This is a genomic window from Streptomyces sp. NPDC039423, assembly GCF_055598725.1.
Genome location: NZ_JBVKAH010000010.1, coordinates 194,538 through 208,128, shown reverse-complemented (window position 1 = coordinate 208,128; position 13,591 = coordinate 194,538). Strand labels below are relative to the sequence as shown.

Here is a 13,591-nt window from a genome sequence, read left to right as displayed (position 1 = left end):
CAGCCTGTGGATCTACTTCTTGGACTCGACCGCGTGGCCGCCGAACTGGTTGCGCAGCGCGGCGATCATCTTCATCTGCGGGGAGTCGTCCTGCCGGGACGCGAACCGCGCGAACAGCGACGCGGTGATCGCCGGCAGCGGAACGGCGTTGTCGATGGCGGCCTCCACGGTCCACCGGCCCTCGCCGGAGTCCTGGGCGAAGCCGCGCAGCCGGTCCAGGTGCTCGTCCTCGTCCAGCGCGTTGACCGCCAGGTCCAGCAGCCAGGAACGGATGACCGTGCCCTCCTGCCAGGAGCGGAAGACCTCGCGCACGTCGGTGACGGAGTCGACCTTCTCCAGCAGCTCCCAGCCCTCGGCGTACGCCTGCATCATGGCGTACTCGATGCCGTTGTGGACCATCTTGGCGAAGTGGCCCGCGCCGACCTTGCCCGCGTGGACGGATCCGAACTCGCCCTCCGGCTTGAGCGCGTCGAAGACCGGCTGGACCTTCGCCACGTCCTCGGCGTCGCCGCCGTACATCAGCGCGTAGCCGTTCTCCAGGCCCCAGACGCCACCGGAGACACCGCAGTCGACGAACCCGATGCCCTTCTCGCGCAGCTCGGCGGCGTGCTTCTCGTCGTCCGTCCAGCGCGAGTTGCCGCCGTCGACGACGACGTCACCGGGGGAGAGCAGCTCGGACAGCTCGTCGATCGTGGACTGGGTCGCGGCTCCGGCCGGGACCATGACCCACACCACGCGCGGACCCTTGAGCTTGTCCACGAGCTCCTGGAGGCTGTGGACATCGGCGAGGTCAGGGTTGCGGTCGTATCCGATGACGGTGTGACCCGCGCGGCGGATGCGCTCGCGCATGTTGCCGCCCATCTTGCCGAGACCGACGAGACCGAGCTCCATCAGAGAATCCTCAATCGTTGTGTGCGGAGAGTTCGTACCCGCGTCCGAGCCTACGCCCGGACGCGGGCGCACACCTGTGGGGTCGGGCGCTCATCAGACGCATGATCAGCCACTCAGGCGCACCGCCCCCGGCGGCGGCTCAGCCGCTCAGCCGCACCGGCATGATCAGGTACTTGTAGGCCTCGTCCGCCTCCGCGTCCACCGCCGGCTTGCCGCTCAGCAGCGCCGGCTTGGTGGAGGTGGTGAAGGAGAGCTGGGCGACCGGCGAGTCGATCGCGCTCAGGCCGTCCAGCAGGAACGTCGGGTTGAAGGCGATCGAGATGTCGTCGCCCTCCAGCTGCGCGTCGACCCTCTCCACAGCCTGTGCGTCGTCGCTGGAACCCGCCTCCAGGATGAGGACGCCCTGCTCGAAGCTCAGCCGGACCGGCGTGTTCCGCTCGGCCACCAGCGCCACGCGCTTGACGGCCTCGACGAACGGCGCCGTCTCGATCACCGCGACCGAGTTGAACTCGGTGGGGAAAAGTGTCCGGTACTTCGGGAGGTCGCCCTCGAGCAGCCGGGTGGTGGTGCGCCGACCCGCGCCCTCGAAGCCGATCAGGCCCTCGCCCTTGCCCGAGCCGGACAGCGCCAGCGTGACCGTGTCGCCGCTCGTGAGCGCCTTGGCGGTGTCCAGGAGCGTCTTGGCGGGCACCAGGGCGACCGCGGAGGCGTCCGGGGACTCCGGCTTCCACAGGAACTCGCGGACCGCGAAGCGGTAGCGGTCGGTGGACGCCAGCGTCACCGTGTCGCCCTCGATCTCGATGCGCACACCGGTCAGGACGGGCAGCGTGTCGTCACGGCCGGCCGCGATGGCGACCTGGGCGGCTGCGGAGGCGAAGACCTCACCGGGGACGGTGCCGGTCGCGGTGGGCATCTCGGGCAGCGCCGGGTACTCCTCCACGGGCATGGTGTGGAGGGTGAAGCGGGAGGAGCCGCAGACCACGGTCGCCCGTACACCGTCTGTGGAAATCTCCACCGGACGGTTGGGGAGGGCGCGGCAGATGTCGGCGAGAAGGCGGCCGGAGACGAGGACCGTGCCGTCCTCCTCCACCTCCGCCTCGACCGAGACCCGCGCGGAGACCTCGTAGTCGAAGCTGGAGAAGCTCAGCGCGCCGTCCTCGGCCTTCAGCAGAAGGCCCGCGAGCACGGGCGCCGGCGGACGGGCCGGGAGGCTGCGGGCCACCCAGGCCACCGCCTCCGCGAGTACATCGCGCTCCACCCGGATCTTCACCGGAACCGCCTCCTGCTGTTGCTGGCTCTTTCGTCGACTGCGGGAACCAGTCTGACGCACGCCGCCGACAGTCGGTGCGGGTCGGGGTCAAGTCGCGACGAGGGGCACCCGGCGCTCCGGGGCCGAGTTGTGCACAGGCCCCGCTTCCAAGCGGATTCCCCGGTAACTCTGAGTGGGAGTAGTAGTAGGGCCTGTGGAAACCGTGGATAACGTCATCCACCCAGGTCACGGCACGTTTTTTGTCCACCGCGCCTGTGGGTGGCACCGGTGGACAACCGGCCCTTTCTGTGGACGGGGGAAAGTTCTGCACACCCGATGCACAGCGGGGGCCCACTTCTCCCCAGCGCCGTCCCCAGTTTTACCCAGCTTCCCCACAGGCCAACCGACCACCTTGGTGTGACCGCTTTCACTCGGCGCGGTGAGGCCGGGCGTTTCGTTGCCGAACAGTGGACAGCGGTGTGGAGAAGCTGTGGACCATGGACCGCCACCTGTGGGCCGCCGGTGGACAACGGCGAACGGGCCCTGTGGACGACGCGCGCGTCCACAGCCTGTGGAGCACGCTCGGCCACAAATCCACAAGCCGTTGACCTGCAAGGACGCAGTCCCCACAGCCCGCCCTGTGGATGCGATCTGGACAACTCGGCAGTCCCCAGGCTGTGGATTGAAGATCGTGCCCAGAGCTGTGGAGAACCCGGTGACCGACCGAACTATTCGAACGGTCCGGGCTCCGGCACCGGGGGTGGGCCACGGCGAGGAGCGCCCGCAGCCCTCTCCCGGAGCCTCCTCGGACCCCTCCTGGAGCCCTCCTGTGAACCGCCCTGAACCCCTCCTGGAATCGTCCTGTGAACCGTCCTGGAGTCCGGCCGGAGCCCCGCCGGAGCCCCGCCGGGCTCCGGCGGGCGGCACGGCGGAGCCCCCGTCCCGGGCGGCCTCTACGGCCGCCCCGGCGGGGGCTCCAGGGGTTCGTGGCCGGGAGTCGGCCGCCGGCCGTCCTCAGCCGTTCTTGATGCGGTTCGTGAGTTCGGTGACCTGGTTGTAGATCGAGCGGCGCTCCGCCATCAGCGCCCGGATCTTGCGGTCGGCGTGCATCACCGTCGTGTGGTCGCGCCCGCCGAACTGCGCGCCGATCTTCGGCAGCGACAGGTCGGTCAGCTCGCGGCACAGGTACATGGCGATCTGGCGGGCCGTCACCAGCACGCGGCTGCGCGACGATCCGCACAGGTCCTCGACCGTCAGCCCGAAGTAGTCGGCGGTGGCCGCCATGATCGCGCCGGCCGTGATCTCCGGGGCCGCGTCCTCGCCGCCGGGGATCAGGTCCTTCAGCACGCCCTCGGTCAGCACCAGGTCGACCGGCTGCCGGTTGAGGCTCGCGAACGCCGTCACCCGGATCAGCGCGCCCTCCAGCTCGCGGATGTTGCGCGAGATGCGGGACGCGATGAACTCCAGGACCTCCGGCGGGGCGTTGAGCTGCTCCTGGACCGCCTTCTTGCGGAGGATCGCGATCCGCGTCTCCAGCTCCGGCGGCTGCACATCGGTCGTCAGGCCCCACTCGAAGCGGTTGCGGAGCCGGTCCTCCAGGGTCATCAGCTGCTTGGGCGGCCGGTCCGAGGACAGCACGATCTGCTTGTTCGCGTTGTGGAGCGTGTTGAAGGTGTGGAAGAACTCCTCCTGCGTCGACTCCTTGCTCGCCAGGAACTGGATGTCGTCGACGAGCAGGATGTCCACGTCGCGGTACCGCTTGCGGAACGTGTCGCCCTTGCCGTCGCGGATGGAGTTGATGAACTCGTTGGTGAACTCCTCGGAGCTCACGTACCGCACCCGCGTACCGGGGTAGAGGCTGCGCGCGTAGTGGCCGATCGCGTGCAGCAGGTGGGTCTTGCCGAGCCCGGACTCCCCGTAGATGAAGAGGGGGTTGTACGCCTTCGCCGGCGCCTCCGCGACCGCCACGGCGGCGGCGTGCGCGAACCGGTTGGACGAGCCGATGACGAACGTGTCGAACAGGTACTTGGGGTTCAGCCGCGCGTGCGGCTCCCCGGGGCGGCCGCCCGTGGCACCCGCCCCGCCGCCGCCCGAGGGGCTTCCGGCACCGCCGGGACGCTGCTGCCCGGGGGTGTCCGCCAGGTGGTCGCGCCGGTCGCCGCGCTGCTGGTTGTACGCCGGGGGCTCGGACGTCTGCGGGCCCCGGTAGTCGTGGTGCGGCTGCTGGGGACGCGGCGTCGCGTACGGGTCGCGCTCCTGGAAGCCGCCGAGGCGCGGCTGCTGCCAGCCCAGGTCCTCCTGGGTGCGCGGCCAGGCTCCGGGCTCCGGGCGCTGCTGCTGGTACTCCGGGTAGGCGGGGCGCACGGTCGGCAGCCCGTCGTCGGGCATGGGCCGGTGTCCGTAGCCGTCGTACTTCTCGTACGGCTTGTCGTAGGGCTCGCCCTGCTGCCGCTCGTCGTAGCGGGACGGCTGCGGGGGCTGCTGCCGGGGGCCGGGGGCCGGGGGCGCGGGCGGCTGGTCACCGGCGGAGTCGTCGACGGTGATCGCGATCCGGATGGGGCGGCCGCACTCGCGGCTGAGCGTGTCACTGATCAGCGGGGCGAGCCGGCCCTCCAGCACGCGCTTGCCCCATTCGTTGGGGACGGCGAGCAGAGCGGTGTCCGCCACCAGGGCCAGGGGCTGGCAGCGCTCGATCCACTGCTTGTCCTTCGGCTCGATGCCCTGCTGGCCCTCGCCGAGGAGCTGCTCGAGCACTCGTGGCCACACTGCGGCAAGATCAGCAGGTACGTCAGCCACAAGGCACGCTCTCTCACAGGTCCCACGAATGTGTGGTTCTCGGGACGGGATGGAAGGACAGGCAGGAAAGGAATCCGAGTTCAGCCACGGTAGTCGCGGCGGCTCACGTGGTTCAAGTTGTTGTCCACAGCCTGTGCATAGTGGACCATGGCTCGACGCCGGTTTGACCGGATGGCGTAGCCGCGCGTACCGTAACCAGGTCGAGTTGTCGATGGCTGCTGCCGCCTGCCTCCGATGGGCAAAGATCACGGTCAGTGATCGTGAAAGCGGTGCACTCGGGCGTATTGCGAGCTACTCGTGGGCGCACGGTGACAGCCAGGCGATGTCCCGCCACCACCCAAATCATTTCTGGAGCCCCCGAGTGAGCAAGCGCACCTTCCAGCCGAACAACCGTCGTCGTGCGAAGACCCACGGTTTCCGTCTGCGCATGCGTACCCGCGCCGGCCGCGCCATCCTGGCGAACCGCCGCAGCAAGGGTCGCGCCAACCTGTCCGCCTGATCGCCTAAACAGGTCATGACGTGCTGCCTACCGAGAATCGGCTGAGGCGGCGCGAGGACTTCGCGACCGCGGTACGCCGAGGACGCCGGGCAGGCCGCCCGCTCCTCGTCGTCCACCTGAACAGCGGTGCAACGGACCCGCACGCGTCGGGGGAGAGCGCTCCCCCGGCACGTGCGGGTTTCGTCGTCAGCAAGGCCGTGGGCGGTGCCGTCGTCCGTAACCAGGTGAAGCGCAGGCTTCGCCATCTGATACGCGACCGGTTGCCTTCCCTGCCCCCCGGTAGCCTGGTGGTAGTACGGGCGCTGCCCGGCTCGGGTGACGCCGATCATGCACAGCTGGCCCAGGACCTGGATGCCGCCCTTCAGCGGTTGCTGGGAGGGGGCGCGCGATGAAGTACCCGCTGCTGGCTCTGATCAAGTTGTACCAGTGGACGATCAGCCCGTTGCTCGGCCCCGTCTGCCGGTACTACCCCTCGTGTTCCCACTACGGATACACGGCCATCGACCGGCACGGCGCGGTCAAGGGGACAGCTCTGACCGCCTGGCGCATTCTGCGGTGCAACCCGTGGTCGCCGGGCGGTGTGGACCATGTTCCCCCTCGTAAGCGCCCGCGCTGGCACGAAATGCTGCGCGACGCGCTGCGCGGCGGCAAGGGCGGGAACTCCGCCGAGACGAGCCCGGCCGCAGAGACCTCGCCCAATGCTCAAGGAGCCTGATTAGTGGACACGATTGCCAGTCTGTTCGCCTTCATCACCACACCTGTTTCGTGGGTCATCGTCCAGTTCCACAAGCTGTACGGGGCGATGTTCGGCCCTGACACCGGCTGGGCCTGGGGCTTGTCCATCGTGTCCCTCGTGGTGCTCATCCGGATCTGCCTGATCCCGCTCTTCGTGAAGCAGATCAAGTCGACCCGGAACATGCAGGCGCTCCAGCCCAAGATGAAGGCGATCCAGGAGCGCTACAAGAACGACAAGCAGCGTCAGTCCGAAGAGATGATGAAGCTGTACAAGGAGACGGGCACCAACCCGCTCTCCTCGTGCCTGCCCATCCTCGCGCAGTCGCCGTTCTTCTTCGCCCTGTACCACGTGCTCTCCAGCATCGCCTCGGGCAAGACGATCGGCGTCATCAACGAGCCGCTGCTCGACAGCGCTCGTGAGGCGCACATCTTCGGCGCCCCGCTGGCCGCCACCTTCACCGACAGCGCTGCCAAGGTCGCCTCGCTCAACGCCTCGATCACCGATGTCCGCGTGGTCACCGCGATCATGATCATCCTGATGTCGGCGTCGCAGTTCTTCACCCAGCGCCAGCTGATGCAGAAGAACGTCGACCTGACGGTGAAGACCCCGTACATGCAGCAGCAGAAGATGCTGATGTACATCTTCCCGGTCATCTTCGCCGTGATGGGCATCAACTTCCCGGTCGGTGTCCTCGTCTACTGGCTGACCACCAACGTGTGGACCATGGGCCAGCAGATGTACGTGATCAACCAGAACCCCACCCCGGGCAGCAAGGCGCAGGACCACTACCTCCAGCGACTGCTCAAGAGCGTCACCGCCCACGGGGAGGTGCGTGGCCGCCGTCGGCGCACCGTGGTCCAGTCCATCGTGGCCAAGGGTCCGGACCGCAACGACAACGAGCGCAAGTTCGTCACCGCTCTCGCCAAGGCCGGGTTCACCGCCCAGGCCGACGGTTCCGTGCAGAAGGCCGATCCCGCCACCGCCGAGGCCGAGGCCGCCGCCGCGAGCCGGCGCCAGCAGCCCAAGCGCCAGCCCAAGGCGAAGCGCCAGGCCGGGGCCACCCAGCAGTCCACGGCCAAGACGTCCCTGGAGAAGGCCGACGAGCCCGGGGACGCCACGCCGAAGCAGCCCGCCAAGCCCGCCGGCGGGTCCGCACGCCAAGCCAAGTCCGGACAGCGCAAGGGCCAGCAGCGGCCCAAGCACCCGTCGTCCAAGAAGTAAGAAGGAGTCCATCCGTGACGGAAGGCACCACCTCCGCCGCCCAGGGTGGCGACACCCTGACCCGCCTGGAGCAGGAGGGCGAGATCGCGGCCGACTACCTCGAGGGTCTGCTCGACATCGCCGATCTCGACGGCGACATCGACATGGACGTCGAGGCGGACCGCGCCGCGGTCTCGATCATCAGCGACTCGGACAGCCGTGACCTCCAGAAGCTGGTGGGCCGTGACGGCGAGGTGCTGGAGGCGCTCCAGGAGCTGACGCGTCTCGCCGTGCACCGGGAGACCGGCGACCGCAGCCGGCTGATGCTGGACATCGCGGGCTTCCGGGCCCAGAAGCGCACCGAGCTCGCCGAGCTGGGTGCCCAGGCCGCCGACGAGGTCAAGAGCACCGGCGAGCCGGTCAAGCTGAAGCCGATGACCCCGTTCGAGCGCAAGGTCGTGCACGACGCGGTGGCCGCCGCCGGTCTGCGCAGCGAGTCCGAGGGCGAGGAGCCCCAGCGCTTCGTCGTCGTCCTCCCTGCCTGACCACCCTCCGGTGGGAGTGCCCCCGGCTCGCACGCCAGTGAGAGCCCGGGGGAGTCGGCCCCGTCTGTTCGCAGGCGGGGCCGATCTTTGTCAGCCTGATAGTCACTGATCACTGGGCAGCTCCCAGTGCGGTAATGCGGTACGGAAGGACGGTTCCCGTGACGGAGGCAGAGCAGCTTCCCCATGCGCCTCAAGAGGCGCGGACGGTTTTCGGTGAGTTCTTCCCCGAGGCCGTGCGGTACGCGGAGCTCCTCGCGGACGCGGGCGTCAAGCGTGGCCTCATCGGCCCCCGCGAGGTGCCGAGGCTCTGGGAGCGGCACCTGCTGAACTGCGCGGTGCTCTCCGAGGTCGTGCCCGAGGGGGTCACCGTCTGCGATGTCGGCTCCGGAGCCGGCCTGCCGGGCATCCCGCTGGCGCTGGTCCGCCCGGACCTGAAGATCACCCTGCTGGAGCCCCTGCTGCGTCGTACGAACTTCCTCCAGGAAGTCGTGGAGCTGCTCGGCCTGGACCATGTGACCGTGGTGCGCGGACGGGCCGAGGAAGTGCTCGGCAAGCTGCCCCCCGTCCATGTCGTCACCGCACGTGCCGTTGCCCCGCTGGACCGGCTGGCCGGCTGGGGTGTGCCCCTGCTGCGCCCCTACGGCGAGATGCTGGCGCTCAAGGGGGACACGGCGGAGGAGGAGCTCCAGGGCGCCCGGGCCGCACTGAGCAAGCTCGGTGTCGTGGAGACCTCGGTGCTTCAGGTCGGCGAGGGCATCGTCGACCCGCTGTCCACGGTGGTCCGGGTCGAGGTGGGTGAGAGCCCCGGAGGCGTCCGGTTCGCCGCGAAGCGGGCCAAGGCCGCCAGGACCTCCCGTCGGCGCCGCTGACCCGGTTGATCCTCATACGTACGCATTTCGGAGTGTCGTGACACCCGGACCCTGCGGCGAGTGCATCAATGTTTCACGTGAAACGTCGCTCACTGCTGCAGGGAATCATCAGCCGCGGCCGCGCGGCTGCCACGCCGCGCGACCGTAAGCCACCCACCAGGGCTACGGGGTTGTCCACAGAGGTGGAGTTCTCCACAGAACCACGGGCCTCGCTGGTTCACGACCCCGAAAGCATGGCAGGCTCTGTTCATCGCGAGCCTGAAGCCGAGGAGAGTGAATCCTTGCGGTCCGACGCCAACATCGCGGGACCGATGACCGATCCGGTCCCCGGTCCCCGAACCGAATCGGCGGGGGAGGATGTTTCACGTGAAACACCGCCCCCGATGGACGACACCCCCATCGGCCGAGCTGCCCAACTGGCGGTGGAAGCATTGGGCCGTGCGGGTGAAGGACTCCCCCGGCCTGAACAGACCCGCATCATGGTGGTCGCCAACCAGAAGGGCGGGGTCGGCAAGACCACCACAACGGTCAACCTCGCCGCGTCCCTGGCCCTGCACGGTGCCCGGGTCCTGGTCATCGACCTCGACCCGCAGGGAAACGCCTCCACGGCACTCGGTATCGACCACCACGCCGAAGTGCCATCGATCTATGACGTCCTGGTGGAGAGTAAACCGCTTTCCGATGTGGTCCAGCCCGTCCCGGACGTCGAGGGACTCTTCTGCGCTCCGGCCACCATCGATCTCGCCGGTGCGGAGATCGAGCTGGTCTCGCTGGTGGCCAGGGAGAGCCGGCTTCAGCGAGCGATCCAGGCCTACGAGCAGCCGCTGGACTACATCCTCATCGACTGCCCGCCGTCACTCGGCCTGCTCACGGTCAATGCCCTGGTGGCCGGCGCCGAGGTACTGATCCCGATCCAGTGCGAGTACTACGCGCTGGAGGGCCTCGGCCAGCTCCTGCGGAACGTCGACCTGGTGCGGGGCCACCTCAACCCGGCACTGCACGTGTCGACCATCCTGCTGACCATGTACGACGGCCGGACCCGGCTGGCGTCGCAGGTGGCCGAGGAGGTCCGCAGCCACTTCGGTGACGAGGTGCTGAGGACCAGCATCCCGCGGTCCGTCCGTATCTCGGAGGCGCCGAGCTATGGACAGACGGTCCTGACGTACGACCCCGGTTCCAGTGGCTCGCTGTCCTACCTCGAAGCGGCCCGCGAGATCGCCCTGCGGGGAGTCGGCATCCGGTATGACGCCCAGCACACCCATGCGACCCAGATGGGCAACCAGAACAACCAGCACAGCATGTCGGAGGGGATCCAGTGAGCGAGCGACGTAGGGGGCTGGGGCGTGGGCTTGGTGCGCTGATCCCCGCCGCACCCCAGGAACGGCCGGCGGCGTCGGTCGGAGCAGGGTCCACCTCTCCGGGGGCGGTCCCGTCCCTGGCGACCGAGCGAGGGGTGGCGGCCGCGAAGGTGGCGAAGCTGCCGCAGAGCTCGGGCCCCGTGGACAGTGGCTTCCCCGTGGTGGAGCCCGACGTGGTCGTCGAGACCGAGGCGCCGGCCGGAGCGCACTTCGCCGAGCTGCCGGTGGACTCGATCACGCCCAACCCGCGCCAGCCGCGCGAGGTGTTCGACGAGGATGCCCTGGCCGAGCTGGTGACCTCCATCAAGGAGGTCGGGCTGCTCCAGCCCGTCGTCGTGCGCCAGCTCGGTCCGGACCGCTACGAACTCATCATGGGCGAGCGGCGCTGGAGGGCCTGCCGGGAGGCGGGCCTGGAGCGCATCCCCGCGATCGTCCGTGCGACCGACGACGAGAAGCTCCTGCTGGACGCCCTGCTGGAGAACCTGCACCGGGCGCAGCTGAACCCGCTGGAAGAGGCCGCGGCCTACGACCAGCTACTGAAGGACTTCAACTGCACGCACGACCAGTTGGCCGACCGTATCGGCCGGTCGCGTCCCCAGGTCTCCAACACCCTGCGTCTGCTCCGGCTGTCGCCGCCCGTCCAGCGCCGGGTCGCCGCCGGTGTGCTGTCGGCCGGTCATGCCCGGGCGCTGCTCTCGGTGGAGGACCCCGAGGCCCAGGACAAGCTGGCGTACCGCATCGTCGCCGAGGGTCTCTCGGTTCGGGCGGTGGAGGAGATCGTGACGCTGATGGGCTCCGAGCCCAGCGGCACCCCCAAGCCCAAGGGTCCGCGGGCCGGCGCCCGTGTCTCCCCCGCGCTCTCGGAACTCGCCACGCGGCTCTCCGACCGTTTCGAGACGCGCGTGAAGGTGGACCTGGGACAGAAGAAGGGCAAGATCGTCGTCGAGTTCGCGTCGATGGAGGATCTGGAGCGCATCCTGGGCACTCTCGCACCGGGCGAGGGGCGGGTCCTGGAAAAGGGACTGGCCGACGAGCACTCCGAGGACAGTGACGAGGGCTGAGGCCGTAGCTCTCTCCCGCGCTCGCGCGGTGCGGTTCCAGGGCGGATCGTGTCCGGTGTTCACCGGTACGCGGTCCGCCCTTTGGCCTCTTCCCGTATGCGTGCCATCACCCGATCGATACGATGCGTTCTGGTATGCGCATCCGCCTGATCCACCTCGGAGGGAGAGCCAGGCATGCGAGAGGTGAGCCGCAGCCAACTGCTGACAGCAGGACTGGGACTCGGTGCGGTCGGCGGGTTCATCGGCAGCCTGCTCCGGGAACGGAGCGCGCTGACCGCCGCTCTGGGAGCGGCAGGCGAAGGAAGTGAGGAACAGCCTTCATGGGGCGTCGGCTCGTACCGCTCACGTTGGACAACCTTCCGGATCTCCCCCAACGGTGTCGCGCGTGCGTCTTCTGGGAGCTTGATCCGGTCAGTGGAGAAGCCGCGGTAAAGGCGGGCACTCCTGAGCTGGAGAAGGAAGCCTGGATCTCCGCCGTGCTGCTGGACTGGGGCTCCTGCGGCCGCGTGGTCTATGTGGACGACGTACCGGTCGGATACGTCCTCTACGCACCGCCGGCCTATGTGCCGCGCTCGACCGCCTTCCCGACGAGCCCCGTGTCGCCCGATGCCGTGCAGCTCATCACGGCCTGGATCGCGCCCGGCTACCAAGGGCAGGGGCTGGGGCGCGTGATGGTGCAGACCGTGGCGAAGGACCTGCTGCGCCGGGGGTTCAAGGCGATCGAGGCGTTCGGTGATGCCCGATGGAAGGAACCGGCCTGTGTCCTGCCGGCCGACCATCTGCTGGCCGTCGGCTTCAAGACCGTGCGCCCTCACCCGGTGCACCCCAGGCTTCGGCTGGAGCTGCGCACCACGCTGTCCTGGAAGGAGGACGTGGAGCTCGCGCTCGACCGGCTCCTGGGGGCCGTCCAGAAGGAACCGGCACTGCGCCCCCTGTGACGGGCCGAGGAGCCTCTGTCATGCCGAACGGCCCATCCCGGGGCGGGATGGGCCGTTCATGTTTCACGTGAAACGTGGGCGTCAGGCCTTGGTGACCTGGTTGCCCAGGTACGGTTCCAGGTCGCGGAGGATCGCGGCCTTCGGCTTGGCGCCGACGATGGTCTTGTCGACCTCGCCGTTCTTGTAGACGTTCAGCGTCGGAATCGACATCACGCCGTACTTGGCGGCCGTGGCGGGGTTCTCGTCGATGTTCAGCTTGACGATCGTGATCTCGTCACCGTGCTCGGCGGCGATGGCCTCCAGCGACGGGGCGATCTGGCGGCACGGACCGCACCAGGCGGCCCAGAAGTCCACCAGCACGGGCTTGTCGCTCTTGAGGACGTCCTCTTCGAACGAGTCGTCGGTCACGTTCTTCAGGTCGCCGGCCACGGCGGCCTCCTTCGGTTTCGCGGGTGTGGGTGGGGAAGGGTGGTCAGACCGTGGCGGTCTTCTCGGGCTCGGCGGCCTTCTCGCCATCGGCGAGCGCCGCCAGGAAGCGCTCGGCGTCGAGCGCGGCGGAGCAGCCCGTGCCGGCGGCCGTGATCGCCTGGCGGTAGGTGTGGTCCACGACGTCACCGGCGCCGAAGACACCGGTGAGGTTGGTGCGCGTCGACGGCGCGTCCACCTTGAGGTAGCCCTCGTCGTCCAGCTCGAGCTGACCCTTGAAGAGCTCGGTGCGCGGGTCGTGGCCCACGGCGATGAACAGGCCCGTCACCGGAAGCTCGGAGGTCTCGCCGGTCTTGGTGTTGCGCAGCGTCAGGCCCGTGAGCTTCTGCTCGCCGTGGATCGCCGCGACCTCGCTGTCCCAGGCGAACTTGATCTTCGGGTCGGCGAACGCGCGCTCCTGCATGGCCTTGGAGGCACGCAGGGTGTCCCGGCGGTGGACGATGGTGACGGACTTGGCGAACCGGGAGAGGAAGGTCGCCTCCTCCATGGCGGTGTCCCCGCCGCCGACCACGGCGATGTCCTGGTCCTTGAAGAAGAACCCGTCGCAGGTGGCGCACCAGGAGACGCCACGGCCCGACAGCGCGTCCTCGTTGGGCAGACCCAGCTTGCGGTGCTGAGAGCCGGTCGTGACGATCACGGCCTTCGCGCGGTGCACCGTGCCGGCGGTGTCGGTCACGGTCTTGACGGCACCGGACAGGTCGACCGAGACGACGTCGTCCGGGATGAGCTCGGCGCCGAAGCGCTCGGCCTGGGCCCGCATGTTGTCCATCAGGTCGGGGCCCATGATCCCGTCACGGAAGCCGGGGAAGTTCTCCACGTCGGTCGTGTTCATGAGCGCACCACCGGCGGTGACGGCACCTTCGAAGACCAGCGGCTTCAGCGAGGCTCGCGCCGTATACAGCGCAGCCGTGTAGCCGGCGGGCCCGGAGCCGATGATGATCACGTTACGGACGTCGCTCACGG

14 protein-coding genes are annotated in these 13,591 nt (G+C 68.9%); 9 read left to right on the top strand and 5 right to left on the bottom strand.

The annotated features are described in order from the left end of the window. Nucleotides 1-12: 12 nt before the first annotated feature. From gnd to dnaA, 3 genes are all read right to left on the bottom strand, one after another. Complete coding sequence (gene gnd, locus ACZ7LK_RS27940) at nucleotides 13-891, bottom strand: phosphogluconate dehydrogenase (NAD(+)-dependent, decarboxylating) (RefSeq protein ID WP_392276710.1); 879 nt, start codon at nucleotides 889-891, stop codon at nucleotides 13-15. Between the two features lie 139 nt (nucleotides 892-1,030). Then, nucleotides 1,031-2,161 carry a DNA polymerase III subunit beta gene (gene dnaN, locus ACZ7LK_RS27935; protein ID WP_126884177.1) on the bottom strand — a complete coding sequence of 377 codons (1,131 nt, stop codon included), beginning with the start codon at nucleotides 2,159-2,161 and terminating at the stop codon, nucleotides 1,031-1,033. A gap of 993 nt (nucleotides 2,162-3,154) precedes the next feature. Continuing rightward, the gene (dnaA, locus tag ACZ7LK_RS27930; protein ID WP_471143958.1) at nucleotides 3,155-4,936 is read right to left on the bottom strand and encodes a chromosomal replication initiator protein DnaA; all 1,782 of its coding nucleotides are present in this window, start codon (nucleotides 4,934-4,936) and stop codon (nucleotides 3,155-3,157) included. 361 nt (nucleotides 4,937-5,297) lie between these two features. On the opposite strand from dnaA, the gene rpmH reads away from it, so the two are divergent. The 9 genes from rpmH to ACZ7LK_RS27885 all read left to right on the top strand — a co-directional run bounded on the left by rpmH (nucleotide 5,298) and on the right by ACZ7LK_RS27885 (nucleotide 12,142). Continuing rightward, complete coding sequence (gene rpmH / locus ACZ7LK_RS27925; protein ID WP_018846094.1) at nucleotides 5,298-5,435, top strand: 50S ribosomal protein L34; 138 nt, start codon at nucleotides 5,298-5,300, stop codon at nucleotides 5,433-5,435. Between the two features lie 20 nt (nucleotides 5,436-5,455). Further along, nucleotides 5,456-5,827 carry a ribonuclease P protein component gene (rnpA, locus tag ACZ7LK_RS27920; protein WP_392276712.1) on the top strand — a complete coding sequence of 124 codons (372 nt, stop codon included), beginning with the start codon at nucleotides 5,456-5,458 and terminating at the stop codon, nucleotides 5,825-5,827. Further along, complete coding sequence (gene yidD / locus ACZ7LK_RS27915) at nucleotides 5,824-6,150, top strand: membrane protein insertion efficiency factor YidD (RefSeq protein ID WP_392276713.1); 327 nt, start codon at nucleotides 5,824-5,826, stop codon at nucleotides 6,148-6,150. The genes rnpA and yidD overlap by 4 nt, the downstream gene beginning before the upstream one ends. Before the next feature lie 3 nt (nucleotides 6,151-6,153). Beyond that, nucleotides 6,154-7,392: a membrane protein insertase YidC gene (yidC, locus tag ACZ7LK_RS27910; protein ID WP_392276714.1), complete on the top strand. Its 1,239-nt coding sequence runs from the start codon at nucleotides 6,154-6,156 to the stop codon at nucleotides 7,390-7,392. A gap of 14 nt (nucleotides 7,393-7,406) precedes the next feature. Then, entirely contained in the window at nucleotides 7,407-7,916 is a 510-nt protein-coding gene (locus ACZ7LK_RS27905) for a Jag family protein (RefSeq protein WP_392276715.1), read from the top strand. A gap of 158 nt (nucleotides 7,917-8,074) precedes the next feature. Next, complete coding sequence (gene rsmG, locus ACZ7LK_RS27900; protein ID WP_392276716.1) at nucleotides 8,075-8,785, top strand: 16S rRNA (guanine(527)-N(7))-methyltransferase RsmG; 711 nt, start codon at nucleotides 8,075-8,077, stop codon at nucleotides 8,783-8,785. Nucleotides 8,786-9,018: 233 nt separating this feature from the next. Beyond that, nucleotides 9,019-10,104, top strand: a complete 1,086-nt coding sequence (locus ACZ7LK_RS27895; protein ID WP_392276878.1) for a ParA family protein — start codon at nucleotides 9,019-9,021, stop codon at nucleotides 10,102-10,104. Then, complete coding sequence (locus tag ACZ7LK_RS27890) at nucleotides 10,101-11,204, top strand: ParB/RepB/Spo0J family partition protein (RefSeq protein WP_471143956.1); 1,104 nt, start codon at nucleotides 10,101-10,103, stop codon at nucleotides 11,202-11,204. The genes ACZ7LK_RS27895 and ACZ7LK_RS27890 overlap by 4 nt, the downstream gene beginning before the upstream one ends. A gap of 320 nt (nucleotides 11,205-11,524) precedes the next feature. Beyond that, nucleotides 11,525-12,142: a GNAT family N-acetyltransferase gene (locus ACZ7LK_RS27885; protein WP_392276718.1), complete on the top strand. Its 618-nt coding sequence runs from the start codon at nucleotides 11,525-11,527 to the stop codon at nucleotides 12,140-12,142. 81 nt (nucleotides 12,143-12,223) lie between these two features. Here ACZ7LK_RS27885 and trxA read toward each other — a convergent pair whose 3' ends face one another. Together trxA and trxB are read right to left on the bottom strand one after the other, a co-directional pair. Further along, entirely contained in the window at nucleotides 12,224-12,571 is a 348-nt protein-coding gene (gene trxA, locus ACZ7LK_RS27880; protein ID WP_392276719.1) for a thioredoxin, read from the bottom strand. 43 nt (nucleotides 12,572-12,614) lie between these two features. Beyond that, nucleotides 12,615-13,589, bottom strand: a complete 975-nt coding sequence (gene trxB, locus ACZ7LK_RS27875) for a thioredoxin-disulfide reductase (protein ID WP_392276720.1) — start codon at nucleotides 13,587-13,589, stop codon at nucleotides 12,615-12,617. Nucleotides 13,590-13,591: the final 2 nt, after the last annotated feature.